This is a genomic window from Micromonospora sp. NPDC005299 (assembly GCF_042872345.1).
GTDB lineage: Bacteria > Actinomycetota > Actinomycetes > Mycobacteriales > Micromonosporaceae > Micromonospora.
On the sequence record NZ_JBIAKG010000010.1, the window covers coordinates 20,949 to 37,335 of the forward strand.

At 69.2% G+C, this 16,387-nt stretch carries 14 protein-coding genes; 5 read left to right on the plus strand and 9 right to left on the minus strand.

Translation table 11 applies throughout. The features are described 5' to 3' along the window. Nucleotides 1–12 precede the first annotated feature (12 nt). The 5 genes from ACFYPD_RS25300 to ACFYPD_RS25320 all read left to right on the plus strand — a co-directional run bounded on the left by ACFYPD_RS25300 (nt 13) and on the right by ACFYPD_RS25320 (nt 4,204). Nucleotides 13–324 carry a hypothetical protein gene (locus ACFYPD_RS25300; protein ID WP_387118216.1) on the plus strand — a complete coding sequence of 104 codons (312 nt, stop codon included), beginning with the start codon at nt 13–15 and terminating at the stop codon, nt 322–324. A 5-nt stretch (nt 325–329) separates the two neighbouring features. Further along, nucleotides 330–1,478: a hypothetical protein gene (locus tag ACFYPD_RS25305; RefSeq protein ID WP_387118219.1), complete on the plus strand. Its 1,149-nt coding sequence runs from the start codon at nt 330–332 to the stop codon at nt 1,476–1,478. After that, a complete protein-coding gene (locus ACFYPD_RS25310; protein ID WP_387118222.1) occupies nt 1,471–2,778 on the plus strand; it encodes a hypothetical protein in 1,308 nt (435 codons plus the stop codon). The genes ACFYPD_RS25305 and ACFYPD_RS25310 overlap by 8 nt, the downstream gene beginning before the upstream one ends. Before the next feature lie 416 nt (nt 2,779–3,194). Next, complete coding sequence (locus tag ACFYPD_RS25315) at nt 3,195–3,548, plus strand: hypothetical protein (protein WP_387118225.1); 354 nt, start codon at nt 3,195–3,197, stop codon at nt 3,546–3,548. A 2-nt stretch (nt 3,549–3,550) separates the two neighbouring features. Further along, entirely contained in the window at nt 3,551–4,204 is a 654-nt protein-coding gene (locus ACFYPD_RS25320) for a nucleotidyl transferase AbiEii/AbiGii toxin family protein (RefSeq protein ID WP_387118229.1), read from the plus strand. A 227-nt stretch (nt 4,205–4,431) separates the two neighbouring features. On the opposite strand, the gene ACFYPD_RS25325 is transcribed toward ACFYPD_RS25320, so the two are convergent. From ACFYPD_RS25325 to ACFYPD_RS25365, 9 genes are all read right to left on the minus strand, one after another. Beyond that, entirely contained in the window at nt 4,432–5,643 is a 1,212-nt protein-coding gene (locus tag ACFYPD_RS25325) for a TIGR02679 family protein (RefSeq protein ID WP_387118232.1), read from the minus strand. Between the two features lie 62 nt (nt 5,644–5,705). After that, complete coding sequence (locus tag ACFYPD_RS25330) at nt 5,706–9,866, minus strand: TIGR02680 family protein (protein ID WP_387118235.1); 4,161 nt, start codon at nt 9,864–9,866, stop codon at nt 5,706–5,708. Then, the gene (locus ACFYPD_RS25335; RefSeq protein WP_387118238.1) at nt 9,863–11,065 is read right to left on the minus strand and encodes a TIGR02678 family protein; all 1,203 of its coding nucleotides are present in this window, start codon (nt 11,063–11,065) and stop codon (nt 9,863–9,865) included. Before ACFYPD_RS25335 ends, ACFYPD_RS25330 begins: the two co-directional genes overlap by 4 nt. Further along, the gene (locus ACFYPD_RS25340) at nt 11,062–12,609 is read right to left on the minus strand and encodes a DUF2397 domain-containing protein (protein ID WP_387118241.1); all 1,548 of its coding nucleotides are present in this window, start codon (nt 12,607–12,609) and stop codon (nt 11,062–11,064) included. Before ACFYPD_RS25340 ends, ACFYPD_RS25335 begins: the two co-directional genes overlap by 4 nt. 135 nt (nt 12,610–12,744) lie before the next feature. Beyond that, a complete protein-coding gene (locus ACFYPD_RS25345; RefSeq protein WP_387118757.1) occupies nt 12,745–13,335 on the minus strand; it encodes a tyrosine-type recombinase/integrase in 591 nt (196 codons plus the stop codon). Beyond that, complete coding sequence (locus tag ACFYPD_RS25350; RefSeq protein WP_387118244.1) at nt 13,332–13,769, minus strand: integrase; 438 nt, start codon at nt 13,767–13,769, stop codon at nt 13,332–13,334. Before ACFYPD_RS25350 ends, ACFYPD_RS25345 begins: the two co-directional genes overlap by 4 nt. Beyond that, nucleotides 13,759–14,088 (minus strand): hypothetical protein, encoded by a 330-nt coding sequence (locus ACFYPD_RS25355; RefSeq protein WP_387118246.1) that lies wholly within the window; start codon nt 14,086–14,088, stop codon nt 13,759–13,761. Before ACFYPD_RS25355 ends, ACFYPD_RS25350 begins: the two co-directional genes overlap by 11 nt. Before the next feature lie 126 nt (nt 14,089–14,214). Beyond that, entirely contained in the window at nt 14,215–14,703 is a 489-nt protein-coding gene (locus ACFYPD_RS25360) for a hypothetical protein (protein ID WP_387118249.1), read from the minus strand. Between the two features lie 29 nt (nt 14,704–14,732). After that, nucleotides 14,733–15,905 (minus strand): prenyltransferase, encoded by a 1,173-nt coding sequence (locus tag ACFYPD_RS25365; RefSeq protein WP_387118251.1) that lies wholly within the window; start codon nt 15,903–15,905, stop codon nt 14,733–14,735. Nucleotides 15,906–16,387: the final 482 nt, after the last annotated feature.

Here is a 16,387-nt window from a genome sequence, read left to right on the forward strand (position 1 = left end):
TATCCTGCGCCGATGGCATCGAAGCGGAATGCGGCGCTCGAGGCGATGATCGAAGAGGCCACCGTCGACGCGTACGGCGACGACGAACAGCTCACCGGCCTGTTCACCATGCTCGAAGAGCATCTGGCGGTGCCGTTCACCACCACCGTCCTCGGCATGGAGGTAATCGTGCAGAAGGTCGACCTCACCGTCGACAGCATCGTCGCGGTCTGCTCCCGGGGCCGCCACCGGCAGAAGATCGACCTGCTCGACCTGCCGCTGCCCGCACCTGCACCGGATGGCGCCGACTGGATCGACGCCTACCGGCACTGGGCGGGGCGGTAGCCACGGTGAGCGAGTACCAGTACTACGAGTTCACCGCCGTCGACCGCCCCCTCACCACCCGAGAGCAGGCCGAACTGCGGTCGCTGTCCACCCGGGCCGACATCACCGCCACCAGCTTCGTCAACACCTACCAGTGGGGCGACTTCAAGGGCGACACGCGCAAGCTGATGGAGCGGTACTTCGACGCGCACCTGTACCTGGCGAACTGGGGCACCCGCCAGCTCATGCTGCGGCTACCGACGCGCGCGCTCGACCCCGCCACCGTCGCCGACTACTGCGTGGCTGACAGTGCGTCCGCCTGGACCGCCGGCAGGCACCTCATCGTCCAGCTCCACCGGGAGGACGAGGACGGCACCGACGCGTGGGACCTCGACGGTCACGGCCTGCTCGCCTCGATCATCCCGGTGCGGGCCGGCCTCGCCGCCGGCGACCGGCGCCTGCTCTACCTGGGCTGGCTGCGCTGCGCGCAGTCGCTGGAACTCGCCGACGACGAGCCCGAGCCGCCCGTCCCGGCCGGGCTGGGCACGCTCGACGCCTCGCTCACCGCGGTCGCCGAGTTCCTCTGCATCGAGCCTGATCTGATCGCGGCCGCGGCGGCCGGTTCGGCGCAGACTGCCGTCGAGCCGCCCCCCGCGCAACTGCCCTCGTGGATCGCCAGACTCCCGGTCCGGGAGAAAGACGCCATCCTCGCCGACCTGGTCGCCGGCGGCGACGGTCACCTGCGCGGCCGGCTGCTGCGCCGGTACCGCGACGAACACCATCCAGACACGTCCACCACAACTACTCCACGCACCGCAGGCGAACTACTCGCCACCGCCGCACACCTCCGCGCCGAACGGGAACGCCAGATTGCCGAACAGCGCGAGCGGGACCGGATCCGCCGGGAACGGTCCGCGGCGGCCGCCCGGCAACGGCACCTCGACACCCTCGCAGTCGATCAGCCCGCCGCGTGGCAGCGGGTCAACGAACTCATCGCCACGAAGAAACCCCGCGACTATGACACGGGTGTTCAACTCCTTGTCGACCTGCGCGACGTCAGCGAACGCGACGGCAGCACCACACGTTTCCAGCAACGCCTGGCCGAACTACGGACGGTGCACGCACGTAAGCCCAGCCTGCTGGAACGCCTCGACCTGGCAGGACTCGATGCCTGACACCGTCCGGTCGACCGCCGCACAGGCCGAGGCCAACCTGCACGCCGTGCTGCACCTCGTGGCAGCCGGTCGGTTACGGTGCAGCGAAACGACCCGTCGACCCGCCGCCGCGACCGTCACCGCCGTCGCCGAGGTGCTCGACGGCGGAGACTTCTACCCCGCCGAGCCGATCGCGACGTTCGCGTGGCCGCTGCTGCTGCAGGCCGGCGGCCTCGCCGAACTCGCCGGCGGCCGACTCCAGCTCACCGATCGCGGACGCGCCGCCCTCGGTAAACCGGCCACCGCGACGATCCGGCAGCTCTGGCGGTCCTGGGTCACCACCACCGTGCTCGACGAGTTCAACCGGATCGACCGGATCAAGGGCCAACGCGCCGCGAACGTCCTCACGTCGGTCAAGGCCCGCCGCAAGGCCGTCGCCACCGCCCTCGCCGCCTGCCGACACAACGAGTGGATCGCCGTCGATGAACTGTTCGCCGCCATGCGCCGCCGTCGGGAGACCTCACCAACCGTCGCCCGTAGCGAACGCGGGCTGTGGAAGCTGTACCTCGTAGACCCTCAGTACGGCAGCCTCGGCTACAGCGGATTCGCGGACTGGCCGATCCTCGAGGGCCGGTACACCCTCGCCGTGCTGTTCGAGTACGCCGCGCCCCTCGGCCTCATCGACATCGAGTACACCGACCCGGTTGGCGCCCGCACCGACTACCACGGCAACTGGGGCGCCGACGACCTCGACTACCTCAGCCGCTACGACGGCCTGCGCGCCATCCGACTCAACGCGCTCGGCGCCTACGCACTCGGGCTGACCGGCGACTACCAGCCACCCGCCAGCACCACGGAGCCGGAGCGGACCCTGAAGGTTCTGCCAACCCTGGACATCGTCGCCGTCGGCGACCCCACCGCCGCCGACCGGCTCGTCCTCGACGCCCACGCCGAACAGACCAGCGACCGGGTCTGGACCGTACGCGCCGACACGCTGCTCGCCGCAGCCGAAACCGGACGGCCGCTCGGGCAGTTCGTCACCTTCCTGGCGGATCGTGCAATGCACGACCTGCCAGCAGCGCTCGCCGTCCTCGTCGACGACGTGACCACCCGGGCGGCGAGGATCAGCGACCGCGGCCTCGTCCGCCTCGTCGAATGCGCCGATGCGCCCCTCGCGACCCTCGTCGCCCGCGACCCGAAACTGCGCACCCTGTGCACCCTCGTCGGAGACCGCCACCTCACCGTCCCCGTCGAACACGAAACACAGTTCCGCCGCGCACTGCGCGCCCTCGGATACACCACCACCCCGCCAGGAGGATGAACCAGACCGCGACAGCTCAACAGCCACTTCCTCGCAGGGCAGACCGCGTCGGCTGGGGGCTCGATCATGTCGAGCCCGTCCTCGCCGCGACCATCCCCGCGCTGCTGCGGGTTGCCCGCACTGGCGGTCCTCGGCCTGCTCGCCGCTCTGGGCACCCCTGCTGCTGGTTCAGCTGCACCTGACCCGGGAACGCCGCCGGGAGGTTCGCGAGACCGCCCACGCCGAAAGCCGCGCGCCCGAAGCCGAACCCACCGCGTGACGCCGCCTGTAGTGCGGGATCGGCAGGCGAGTGTTCGCCCTTCCAGCGATGACCATCGGGCCGCAGGGCCCATCGCAGGAGATTTTATGGCAGGCAGGTCGATGTCATGCCAGCCGGCGACGCCGCTCGGACGTACGATCTGGATCAGGAGGTAGACATGTCCAGCGGCAATGGCGCACCGCCTGGTTCACGGTACGTGGACCAGCGGCACTTTGTGGTCGCCGCCGCCCTGTCCGACCTGCAGGGTCCGGTTCGCGGTGTGGTGACACTCGACCGGTCGCTGGACTGGTCCGGCGACAGTACCTACGACCTGGACGACGCCGGCGATCTGCAGCTGATGTACCAGACCGTGCTGAACCAGGCCAATTCGGTCGCGGACCTGTGCCGGTGGTTGCACGGCCCGACGCTGCGCCGCTTGTGGCCCAACTTGTGGCTCCCGGCCCGCCTGCGGGCGTTGTGGCAGGCACGCTTTCCCGAACTGACCACGCCACCCCAAACGCTCGCCGGATAGAAGTGGATGAGGTTCACTTCCGCCTGGCGGAGATCGGACTGCGGGTCGCTGCCCGCTACGGGTTCGCGCTGGCCGGCGGCTATGCCGTACAGGCCCACGGCATCCTGGACCGCCCGAGCGAGGACGTCGACCTGTTCACGGCGTGGGAGCGACGCGGCGAGTTCGCCGCAGCAGTGGATGCCGTGGTCGACGGCTACCGGGTCGGCGGGTATTCCGTCGAGGTGACGCAGCAGTTCGACACCTTCGCCCGACTCGCGGTCATCGATCCCGCTCACCCTGAGCATCCGTACAAGGTCGAGCTGGCGGCCAACTGGCGCGCGTTGCCGCCGGTGATGATGGACGTCGGGCCGGTGCTGCACGCCGACGACGTCGTCGCGGGCAAGATGTCCGCCCTCTACACGCGCGCCGAGCCCCGAGACTTCCTGGACATCGACGCGGCCCTCATGACCGGCCGCTACACCCGGGCGCAGCTGTGCGAGTTGGCCGAACAATCCGACGCGGGGTTCGACCGGCGCATCCTGGCAGACCTGTTCGGAATGCTGGAGCGCTACCCGGACCGCCGTTTCGCCGCCTACGGTGCCGGCCCCGCGCATATCAGCGAGATGCGCAAGCGCTTCGCGCAATGGCGGGAAGAACTCATCGCCAATCTGTCCTAGCGCTCGCCGAGAGCACACCCCCAACCGGTCAGCCGGAAATCCACGTCGACGAACGAGCACACCTGCGATAGGGCGAATCGCGGCACGACTGGCCCCGCTCATGACGACGACAAGCTGCCGTAGGCGGTCGCATCACCTCCTGAGCGAGGGGCGGCCCCGACACCGACGGCAGCCGAAGGAACCTGCCACTCTCCCTGCGGTGATCGGCGTTCAGGGCGTTCTTCGTTTCATCGGAGGTCAGCCAGGAGGTTGGGCAGGACGAATTCTTCGTGGACTGCCACGCCCTGCTCCGCCATGACGGGCCCCAGCCGAGGATCCCAGGGGGTCAGCGACGGATTGCCCGTGAGAGCGACGACATGATCGTCATCGAGCCTTTCAACGGCTGCCAGGTAGTCATCGGCGAACATCTGCCACGGTTCAGCCCCGAGGCCCATAACGCGGGCGGCGATGGCAACCCCAGGCCAGTCGAAGTCGCCGTGGTACCGGAGGGTACTGCCCTGGTGAACCATTGTTCGTATCAGTCGGGTTCCGACGATCGCAGGATTGCCAGACAAGCACAGTAGCGGCATCTCGGAACGCGTACGGGCCGCAGCCTGCAATACCTGCGGATTCTCACAGACGGAGATGACCTGTCCCCGCGGCGCCAGCGATGCGGGACCCGCTACATCGAGTTCATGCAGTGTCAGGTGAGTCACGAGTCCCAGGTCCGCCCGGTCTCGCATCATACGCGACCAACCGTCCGTACCCGGTGGACGGATCTGCCACGCAAGAACTGTTCCGGACAGCGAGTCGGTAGCAACCCGCAGCGCTTTCCAGAGCTCCCTGCGGTCGGCCGCGGTCTCCGGGGCCGGCCGCTCAAGAGCATGAGCCGCGGCTCGCAACAGCACGCCAGCAGCCAGCGTGGTCTCGTCGAAGCCGTGCGCAGTGCCGGTAACCTCACTGGCCAAAGCGCCGAGCTCGCGGATGGACTGCGGTCCCTCAGCTCTGTTCAGCAGGATCCCGAGTCCCGCCACGGCGTGGGAGAGGGCGCGGTCGGCGGCATCTGTCCCGGCTCTGGTGAGAATGCCCGAGCGACGCAGGCTGTCGATCCAGTCCGCGACCCACGGCGCATCAGCCAGCCCGGCCTCGGCCAGGGACGAATCCAGCCGCCGCCACACTTCAGCCCACTCCGCCTGGATGCTGTCGCGGGCGCCAGCGCGGTCGAGGACCGGGCGACCGTCGAGGATCTCGATCACGGAGACCAAGCCTCGGCCACCGTCGGAGCCACGCAGCGCCGCATCCAGGTCGGCCAGACTGATCCGACGCCGGGCTCCCGCGGCGACGGTGCGTCCGAGCAGCCCGGAGAGTCGATCCGCACCGACCTGGTCGAGGTTGACGGAGACGGTACCGGTCGGCTGCAGACGGTTGCGTTCCAAGCGGGCGCGGACGGCCTGCCACATCGGCGCCAAGTGGGGCGTTGCCAGGTACTCGCGCAGCTCAGGCGGGAGCGCACCAGGGCCGTTCATGCGGCGCGTAGGAAGTGTCGGGTACGCCCGTCCCAGTGCACGTGCGCGGTGGCGGCTGGTGTTCCCTCTTCGCGGCAAATCTCGTAAATGTCGAGCGAGGGCACTTGGGGAACGCAGCCCCAGAGCGCGTGCCCTGTCATGGCGAAGTCGACGTCGAGGCGGACGAGCAGGCCTAGCAGCTCCGCGATGGTTTGCTCGTCCACCTTGGCGAACGCGTCATCGAGCAGAATGAGCCGCAGCGCCGTGTCGGTGTTCTCGAGGCCGGACAAGTAGGCGTCGACCGCCGCGAACAGGGTCACGTACGACACGAAACGGGTTTCGCCTTGGGAGAGTTTCGCCCGCCGACTGATCCGTCGTTCCCTGCCCTCTTCTGGACCGGTGATGATGACCTCGACGGTGTGCCAGGCGCGGTAGTCCAAGGCGGCGCGCAGGTGGACCGCGTACCCGGCGGTCGGGTCTTTGGTCGCCTCGGCCGCGACCCTGCTGGACAGCAGATCCGTGAGTTCGGTGTCCTGCGCGGCGGTACGCACAGCGGCGGCGGTGCTGACGAGGGTTTTGATCCGCACGATGTCGCTGCCCGCCTCCTCAGCCAATTTCCAGGTGAGGCGGACGCCGATACCGTGGCTAGTTCGGATGGACTTGAGGCTGGCGTTCATCGCGGTGATGAGAGTGGTCGCCTGGCCGAGTCGACGACGCAGTTCCTCCCCTACTTCGCCGAGGACGAACCGGTGGAAGACCTGGTGCTCGCGTTCGGTGAGGGCGGCGCGACCGACCTCGCACTGCCGCTCGATCTCCATCGCGGCGAGGGCCAGCGGTCGGCGGCCGTCGGCGTCGATCAGCTCGAACAGCCGGATGCCAGCCACCACGGTCGCGGCAACGTCGTAGCTGCCGGAGATCTCGCGTTCGAAGGCCTGCTGGGCGCGGAACAGGGCGTTCTCGTCGGATCGGCCCGCGCGCAGCGCCGCAGCGACGGCGGCGGACTCAGCCGCGACCGCTTCCGGCGCGAGGTCGGTGAAGACGTCACCGGGGGCGGCAGTGAACGCCGTGTCGACGATGCCGGGCTGGTTGAGTTGATCCAGCACCGCGGTCACGCGCCGTCCCAATCCGGTACGGCGTTCGCCGGCTCGCGTCGCCGCTGTCTCGGCTTCCGATCCGGCGGTTCCCGCGTCGCGGCTGAGGTTCTGCAGGGCGACCGTGCCTTCCCGAATGGCGTTCCTGATCTTCCTGAGCTGGGTTTCCGCGTCCATGACCTGGCGCTGCACCTCGGCAGCGGCGATACCGACCGCCTCGGTCAGAGCGCGCAACCGCGTCTCGTCGTTCTGCCAGCTCTGCCAAGCTGCGGCCGCGTGTTTCTCGGCTTCGACCCGCCTGCCGGCCAACTTGGTGACGGCCGTGACCGAGTCCGCGTACCGCTGTATGAATTGCGCGACGTCTTTCGCTTCCTCGGTGACCGTGGCGCAATTGTCCGCGGCGGACCGTGCGGCCTCCTGCAGCGCACGCAACGAGTCTTCGTCGGCCGGAAGGCCGAACTCTGCACAGGCGAGGCGGTGCTCGCGGTCCTTCTCGGCCCAGGCTCGGGAGAGCCGGTCGGCCGTGGCTCGCAACCGTACGGCGTCACCTGCCGTCCGAGTGGCCTGTCGAGCCCTTTCCTGGGCCAGGGTCCGCGCCTGCGTCAGCGCCGCGGACCGGGGGGCGGTGCGGTGGTGATCGCGGAGAGCGGTCCGGCGGGATTGCAGGTCGACGCGTTCGGCCTGCCGAAGCGCGGCTTCGTCGGCGAGCCGTTTCAGGTCGCACTCGATGTCGAACAGCCGTTCGGCGCGCGCTGCTGCCCGTGCCGCCGCCCCGATGTGCCGCGCCGCAGGTATGGTGTGCCGGCCGCGAAGGGCACCGTTCCCCCAGCTACCGTCGCCGCCGATCCAGGTGGTGACGGTGGGGTCGTCCAGCCCGATCCGGTCCAGGACAGCCTGAACCGCCACAGCCGGCAGCGGACTGGCCCGGTCGACGACGAGCACGGTAGACAGCGGTACGGGGACCCGCTCCCGTGCCGTTGTCAGAAGCAGGTGGCCGGTGGTGGCGACCAGCCGGCCGGTGCTGTCCACGGTCGCGGTGAGCAGCCCCGAGGCCAGAAGGCCTGCCTCGAGACCGGCGCGCAGGTCCGCGTCGGCTGCCTCGGCGAAGTCCAGGCATCGCCACAACGGCACGCCGTCGGTGCCGGTAACCCAGGTGGGCGCCTCGGGTTCCGGGTCGTGCTCGGCCAAGAGCCTGGCCTGCTCGGCCGTGAGCGCATCAGCCTGCTGCTGTGCCAGATGGTCGGCGTCGCGGAGGCGCTCCAGTGCTCGGTCCACGTGCGCGGTGGCGTCGGTGACGGCGTCGTCAGCCGCCCCGTCCAGCTCTTGCAGGTCGGCCACGTCCGTTCCCTCACCGCAGAGCGCCGTCCGATCGGTGATGATTCGGCGAAGGGCCGGAACCGATGCCCAGTTGACGGGCCCGAGGAGTTCAGCTGTGGTGTGGCTCTCGATCCAATTCCGCCACCGGTCGACGAGGGCGAGAGCCGCGTCGTCACGATCCTCGGCGGCCTGCTCGGCGTCGGAGGTGGCCTCCGTGGCCCGCTCCTCAACTTCGGATGCCTTGTCGGCAGCCTGGTCCGCCTCTCGCCGCTGCTCCTTCAGGGAGCGTGCTTCGATCGCACGGTTGCTCGCCTGCGCGGCACGGGTGCGCGCGAGCTGTCCGGTCCGCTGTGCGGCGTCCGTCAAAAAATTCAAGTTCGCCGGTTCCAGTGCGAGAACGTCGGGAACCGGCGTGTCGAGGATGTCCGGCTCGGCAAGGCGCGAGGTCCGTACCGTACGAGGGGTGCCTGGTCCCGACCGCCGGTCGGCACGCACCTCGGTGGGCAGCTCGTGATCGGTGATGCCGGCCGTGGCCAACCGTTTTCGGGTGTCCCGGAGCGTGGCGGAGATCCGGCCGGCGGCCCGCTCGACATCGCCGGCCAAGATGGCCGTGTCGGCAACGCGCCGCTCCTCCTCGCGGCGCGCTCCGTCTGCGGCCTTCAGCGCTGTGTCGGCTTCGCCGGCGCGGGCGTTCACCACCGCGCCGAGTTGCCCCAGTTCTTGTCCGCTGCGGTAGTCGTCGGAGTCGCGCAACCCGTCCAGGCGTGCTTCGAGGCCTTCGGCCTGCTGGTTTCGTTCCTCCAGGCGCAGCGTGTCAGCGGCGAGCTGCTCCTCGAGCTGAGCGGCGCGGTTCGCGCGCTCGCGCGCGTCGTCCGCGGCCCGCCGCGCTTCCTCGGCGTCGAAGCGCAGGTCCCGCAGGGAGGTGGCGAGCACTCCGGTGACGTATTTTCGGTACGCGTCGAGGAACGTCCGCACCTGATCGCGGGCGGCCTCTAGCCGTTGCTGGTCCTCCCGGGTGCTGGTGAGCCCGTCGAGCTGCTGACCCGCGTCGGTCAAGGCCTCCTCGGACAGCGGCGGCAACGCGTCGGCCAAGATCGCCGGCAGGCGCCCCTCCTCGATGCGGTTGCCGACATCCGGGGAACGCAAGGTGTGCAGCAACTTGGTCAGGCCATCGAACCGCTCACGGCCGAGCTGCCCAGTAAGCCCGAACACTTCGGCGCGTACCCGTTCGCGGTGTTTCTCGGCGACGTCGGTGATGCGTTCCTCGGTGACGAGGTCGGCAAGGTCCCGTCGCGACAGCGGCTGACGATCGGCGCCCAGCAAGCGCAGCTCCGCCCCGACGCGCAGCGGCGTGGTGAAGTACCAGACCTTCGCTTCCTTGGTGCTGACTGCGAAACGGACCAGCGCCCCCAGGGTGAGGAACCGCGTGACCGGACCGCCGGACTCCGCGGATTCTTCATCGCAGCGCAGCTCCAACCACATGTAGCCGAGGCGGTTGGTCTGCTCGCCGGCGCCCGCACTCATCAGGTCCTCCATCTTGACCGACGAGCCCGTACCCATGTTGCGCCGATCCGCGTCCAGCAGGAACGGCAGCAGCATCTCCAAGGCACGGGACTTGCCGGATCCGTTCGAGCCGCGCAGGATCAACCGGCCGCCGGAGATGTCGAAGGTGTTCTCGTAGTAATGCCACACGTTGACGAAGCCGGCACGCGACAACCGCCATCGGTACGGATACTGCCGCAGAGGGGTCCGGTCGAACAGGTCGGTCATGGCATCTCCAGTTCGAGCTGGTCGGCGAGGCGGCGCGCAGCGCGGGTCGGCGGTGCGGATTGAGGGCGCGGCCGGTAACGGGCAGCAGCGGGATGGACGACGATTCCCTCGGAAGTCGGCCGGGCAAGCCCCATGTCGGTGAGGACCGCGATGGCTTCATCGCGCAGTCCGATCGTCTCGCCCCAGGCTTTGGCGTGTCGGTTCGTCAGCGACGCAAGGGTCGCCTCGATCTCAGACCACTTCACCGCCAACCCCGGAACCGCCCGTTCGTCGTCGAGGGTCGCGCTCGCACCGGCGGTCGGCGTACGGGCGTCGATGAGCTCCCCGAGAAGCAGCAACGCGGCCTGCTTGACCCGGCCGCTGCCGGGGAACGTGACGTCGGTCAGGCTGCCGGCCGTGTCGTAGGCAAGGGCGCCCTCGGCCCGGACCTCGAGCGTGAGGCCGAAGTTGTCCGCCAGCACCCGGGTCAGTTCGGTGCGTTCGCGCGACAACACATCTCGCTCGGCGTCGGTGAGGTCCTCACGGCGTACGAGAGGGTTCTCGACCAGCTTGCGTCGCAGGGACCGGCGCGGCTGGTCGGCGGCCTGCGGGTCCTCGGCCAGCAGGTCGTCGACATGCTCCATGCCCGACAGCGGCCGCGCGAGAAGGTGTGGCAGTGCCGCCCGGTGCAGCGTCAGCAGGGCCTCGTCGCGGCGTTCGCCCCAGCCACCGGCCGTCCCGTCGGTTTCCGACAGCACGCCCCAGCCGATCAAATGACCGATCGCGGTCACCAACGCCCGGCGTTCCGGCAGCGTGTCCCCGATCCGGACGCCGATGGTGGCCGCGTCGGACCGCACCTGCTCGATAAGGGCCGAGATGAGGATCTGCTCCCCTGTGCCCGGTGCCAGCAAGGCGGCGCACAACAACGCCAAATGGGTGTACGTAACGGGGGTGAAGGCGCTGCCGTCGGCGCGGCGCGCGGGGCGTGCGGGTCCGTCCGCGCTGATGGGCCCCTTGGTGAGACGCGCAAACGTCGACTCGACAACGAGGTGGTAGCCCAGGGTGGTCTTGAACACGCTGCGCAGAGCCGGGGCATGCAGGCGTACGAGGGAAAGCTCCTCGGCGTGAGCGGCGGTCAGCAAAGGGCGAGCCAGCAGAGCCCTGGCCGCATCCTGCCGTTCCCGGGCCGACTGCGAAGCCGTGCCGGTGGCGCCGCTCATGCCGGGACCGCCAGGCCGCCGCCGGCCGCGTGCAGGCGTTGAGCGACCAGGGCGACGTCATGGATGGTGACGGTGCCATCGTCGCCCGTCACCACGGTGACCTGCCCACGGGCAGGCGTCATCCGAAGCAGTAGGTCGAGATCGGCATCGCTGTCCTCGGCTGCCATGCCGCCCGCGACCACGGCGACGATCAAGCGCGACAGCTTGTCGAGCAGCAGGTCCCGGGCGGCACGGCTCAGCCGGCTGCGATGCAGGGCGCCCACGGCGATGAGCTCGGCCGCGGCAGCCCGCCGGGCTTCGTTGCGTCGCCGCGCCTGTTCCAGCAGGTGCTGGGCGTCGGCTCCCGGATCCGGGACTCGGGAGCTGCGGCCCCGGGCCGACCGGTCACCTCGCTCGCGCAGCGACACCGGTACGTCCACCGGCACGGCGTCCCACCACGACACGGTCGGTCCGGCGGCCACATCCGATTCCTCCGGCCCAATCAGTAGATGGCGCGCCGGATAGGCGCCGAACGCGGCGTCGTACAGGCGGTGCGCGGTCTCACTGTCCGCAGTGTGGAACCAGCCAGCGAGCTTGAGCAAATCGGCGCGGCGGGACAGGCCGGTGCCGGAGGCGGTCAACATCCGGCGGGCGTTGGTGATGAGTTGTCCCAGGGCTTGCCGCGCGGCGGCGCGCAGCTGGTCAGGCCCGGAGCGCGCGTCGCCAGCGCCGTACCAGGACGCAAGCTGCTCCCACTCGTCGCGCGTACGACCGGGCAGGCGCTCAACGTCCGTGCCCATGCCTTCGATGACCAGCACCGGCAGGTTGTCCAGCACGCTGTCGATCAGCTCGACCACCCACAGGAGCCGCTGCCGGATGAGCGGGGCGTTACGGTTGACGTCGGCGCCGATGAGATCGACGTAGTCGAGCAGCAGGCTTTTGAACTGGGCATATTCTTGATCGGCAAGGTCGTAGCGGGTGAGCACGCCCGCCAGGTAGGCGTAGAAGTCGGTGACCGACTCGGTAAAGACTCGATGGTCGGTGAAGACGCTGGTCACCGCGCCGGCGAGTGCCTCGCTGTCGACGGCTCGCCGGGTGTTCGCCACCTGGTCCAAGATCTGTTGCAGGCTGTCGACAATGCGCGCGAGCAGTTCACGCGCCACCTCACGCGCGCCGTCGACAGCTCGCAAGATCTCCTCGGCCTCGCGGTGAAGGCGCCCGCCCAGCTTCGAGACCTGGTATCGCGACCGAGACCGGTGATAGGCAGCGACGGTGGGCACGCGGGTCTCGCGAACCGAGCGGACCAGGTTGCCCCACCCCACCAGCTGCCGGCACCGGCCCTCCACCGTGTCGGGCTCGAGGACGGTGCCCTGCTCCGCCAACTGCGAAGCGATCTCGACGGCAGAGAGGTCGGCGAGCAAGGTTCCGGTGATGACCCGCATGATGGCGATGTAGTCGTCTGCCACCTCGGCAGTCAGGTACGTAAATAGGGCGCGTTGAGTCGATGTGTCGCGCGCGACCCGATGGTCCGAGGCCACCGGCTCGCCGGTCTCCTGATCGGTCATCGTCCTCCCCAGTATGGAGTGACTGCACTTGGCCCCGACGGTAGCGGAGGGTTCTGACATCCTCGTTTGCCGAACCAGTCGATCGAGCAGCCCTGAATATTTGGTGGCGGTACTGGCTTGGTGGTCCAGCAGGCATCACGGACCAGCGCGGTCTTCGGTGGTGGCGAGCGGGTGTGGTTGGCCGGTCATGGCGGCCAGCGCGGCAGCCACCGCGTGCAGGTCGGCCTTGATGTACGTGGTGGTGGCCGGCCCGGTGGAGTCGGTGTGCCCGGCGTAGGCGCGGGCGATGCCGTAGCCGAAGTGCCGCTCGACCCAGGTCAGGGTGGTGTGGCGCAGCCAATGGGTGGATATGCCCTGGGCGGCCACCCACGGCAACCGCTCGCCGATGCGTTTCCACAGGTGATCGTAGCGGCGGCTGGTGATCGCCTGCCCATTGCGGTAACGCAACAGACGGTCGGTGGGCAAGACCGCGCCACGCGCGCGGGCCTGTTCATCGAGGTGGGCGGCGAGGTCGAGGGTGATCGGCTGCCAGCGCAGGGTGGCACCCTTCTCGGTCAGCCGTACGAGCCCGCGGTCGGTGTCCAGGTCGGCCAGCCGTAGCCCGAGCGCTCCACCGCGGCGGCAGGCGGTCTCGGTATGCAGCCGCAGCAGCAGCGCGTCGAGGAGGACGTCGTTACCGCTCCTGCGAGCAGCACGGTTGATCTGTTCGAGCTCGTCGGGGGTCAGCGCACGGCGGTGCTCGGTAGTCGGCGAGGCTTGACCACCCGGTGGGCGGGACTGGCGGCGGCGTCGATCAGCCCATCGGCGATGGCCCGGTTGTAGACGGCGCGAGCGGCGGCGATGACGTGCTCACCGGCGTGCCGGCCGCTGCGACTGTTACGCCGCGACCGGGCGGTCGCGGCGATCTGTCGCTGCATCGCCTCGATGTCGCTGGCGACGACGGCGTCCAAGGGGCGCTCACCCCACACGGCGGCCATGCGGTTCCAGTAGGTGCCATACGTGCGGCGGGCACCCGGCCCGGCTGCCGCGACGACGTGGGGCAGGTACTCGGCGAGGGTCGGCAGGCTAGGACCGGGCTCGGCCTGCAGATCGGCGAGGGTGACGCCCAGATGGGCCAGCAGTTGCCGGGCGGCGGCGACACGGGCGGGATCAGCCGACACGACGGCCTCCGATCACCTGGGCGTGCAGGTCGACCAGCAACCGCGCGACGGTACTGGCCGGATGGATCACCAGCAGGTCATGGGCGACCAGAGCGGCGAGCAGCAGCGACTGCCCGGGCACGATCGCGGACATCTGGCGCGCGCTGGCCGGTAGTGGAAGCTCCCCTCGGCTGCCCACCACGTGCTGCCCCGCCCGCGCCGACGCGATCACCAGCATCTGGTCCTGCGCGTTGATGGCGATGCGGTGGCCCGGCCCCCAGCGCAGCGCGCGCAGCAGACCGCGTTCGGTCACCCGGCCGGAGCGGTCCGGGCGAGCCATACCGATCAGGATCTCGTCCGGTGAGGCGTCTGCTGGCGGGCGTGTGCGGGCAGCGCCGGCATCGGCGCCGGGCGGGGTCGCGGTCGGTCGGAAAGCGGGACCGGAATGAGCGCGCCGATGAGCTGCTCACGGTCGCGGCGGCGAGTTGGTGTCATGGCCGGTCCAACCGGCAACACCCCGCTGCGCGCCGGGGCCCACGTACGGCTCGCCGACGCTCACGATGATGGGTGAGCACAGGTATGCCGGCGCATCGATGCGGAACCGGGTCCGGTTCATCTTCGGTGAAACTCCACCAGAACTGGTGTCCGAGGGGCGAACGAACCATTGCCCCACCGCCGATGACGATCGCCAAGACCTTGAAGCTCGCACGAGTCTAGGTGCTCCGGTGACCTCTTCGAGTCCGCCGAAGAGGTCACCGGCCAGGAAGCCCTGGTCAGCAGGGCTGCCGGTGGGATCTGCGGCGGCCGGCCTGGTAGGCGCGGGCGTGCGTGGCGACGCCTTACCGATGTTGGCGTCCGTGATCGGCTCTCGCTCGAGCCGTACCTCGTCACGCTGCACCGGCACGCCGCCGTTGTCGCGGCGGTCAATGTCGGTGCGGAAGATGGCGAAGGGCACCGCAGGGCTGGCCCTGGTCCTGGGCAATCTCACCCATTGGCGGTGTCGCCGAGGGGCTTGGCGCGGTCGACCCCACGCGGTGTCGTCGCCGATGCTGCTCCCGGGCCGGAATCGACGCTGACCGACGCGCGGTGCGCCATCCATAGGCGGTGGACGAACAGGATCACGTAGCCGGCGAGGACCGCGCCAAGCACGGCCAGTGCGCCCGGGTGGGCGGAGCGCCGTGCCGCATCCAGGATTACGCCGAGCATTGCCGCCGCGACGATCAGTGACACGTGGTTCGATGCCCAGAACACGACCGGTGTCATCCGCCTGGGGTCGAGGTCACGCATTGCGCCGCGGCGGAGCTGCCTGACGAGCCATGCCGATAGCGGCGCGGTAGAGACCATCGCGGCCCAGACCAGCCACGGTACCCAGCCGAGCACGGCGAATGCTGTCAGCATCGCGTACGCGACGGGCTGCGCGCCGACGATCAGACGCACCGCCGGCTGGTAGCCGATGATGACCGGCAGCGTGCGCTTGCCGACCGTCTCGTCCGATCGGCGGTCACCCAGGTTCATCACCATCATCCGTGCCACCTGCAGCAACGCGGTGGGCGCCAGCACGGCCACCAGCAGCATGGGTACGGTGCCCGCCTGAAGCATTACCGCGACGGCCGGCCACAGGCCATTGAGGATCGCGGCGACGGTGATCTCCCCCGCGCCCCGATAGTTGAACTTCAGTGGCGGTGCGGTGTAGAACCAGGCAAGCACAACGGCCGCGGTGGCGAGCACGCGTGCCTGCCAGGACGGCATGACGGCCACCATCAGCGCCGACGCGCTCAACAGGACGAACCCGGCGCCGAGCGACACCACCGGAGCTACCAGCCCGTCCACCAGTGCTCGACTGCCACCGGTCCACGGGGTGAAGTAGACGTTCGCGCGGTCGGCCTCCAGATCGAAGTACTCGTTGCAATAGTGCGTCATTACGTGGACCGTCCACGAGAACAGTTGCGCGACGGCGTACCACCTGAAATCGAACGGGTAGCCCTGGTGTACCGACACCGCCACGGCGAGGCCCACCGGCAGAAGGTTGTAGAGCAGGAAGCGTAGTCGGGCGAGTCGGAGGAAACCGCTCCAGCGAGCCCGGTCATGCCCAATGGAGGACCCCACGGCGGCGTGGCGAGCTCGCGGAATCAGGCGGGGTTCCAGCATCGCGGCCATCGGCGAGCGCCTCCCAGTAGTCGGACCGTGACAGCAAACTACGTGCCGGCGAGAGGATATGGACGCAGTGTGTCGGGAAACCAACTCCGTGCCGCAGTGCGGTGGATGCAAAGAGTGGCGCAGGCAGTCCCGGCCGATGCTCTTATCGGTCGCCGTCGGTGCATCAGCGAAAAGGATCAGTCCCTGCTGATCGTCCGACCTCGATTCGGACCGAACGACAGTTCTGGGACGCGGGATCACGCTTCGCCGTGACCTGGACCTCACAGGATCTGATCGGCCAGGCCCGGAACTAGTGATGGATGCTGTCAGATTGGTCGGCGCCAGGGAGGGACGAGCTCGAATGACGCCGGCCAGCACATGGATGGTTGGGCCCGAACAGGATCACCGATTGCGCAGCCAGGCCCAGAATTTCGAACCGGGACGTGAAGGTCCAGAACGTCTGGGCCTGGCCGCCACTACCAGCCAGCCATAAATAGCTCGCT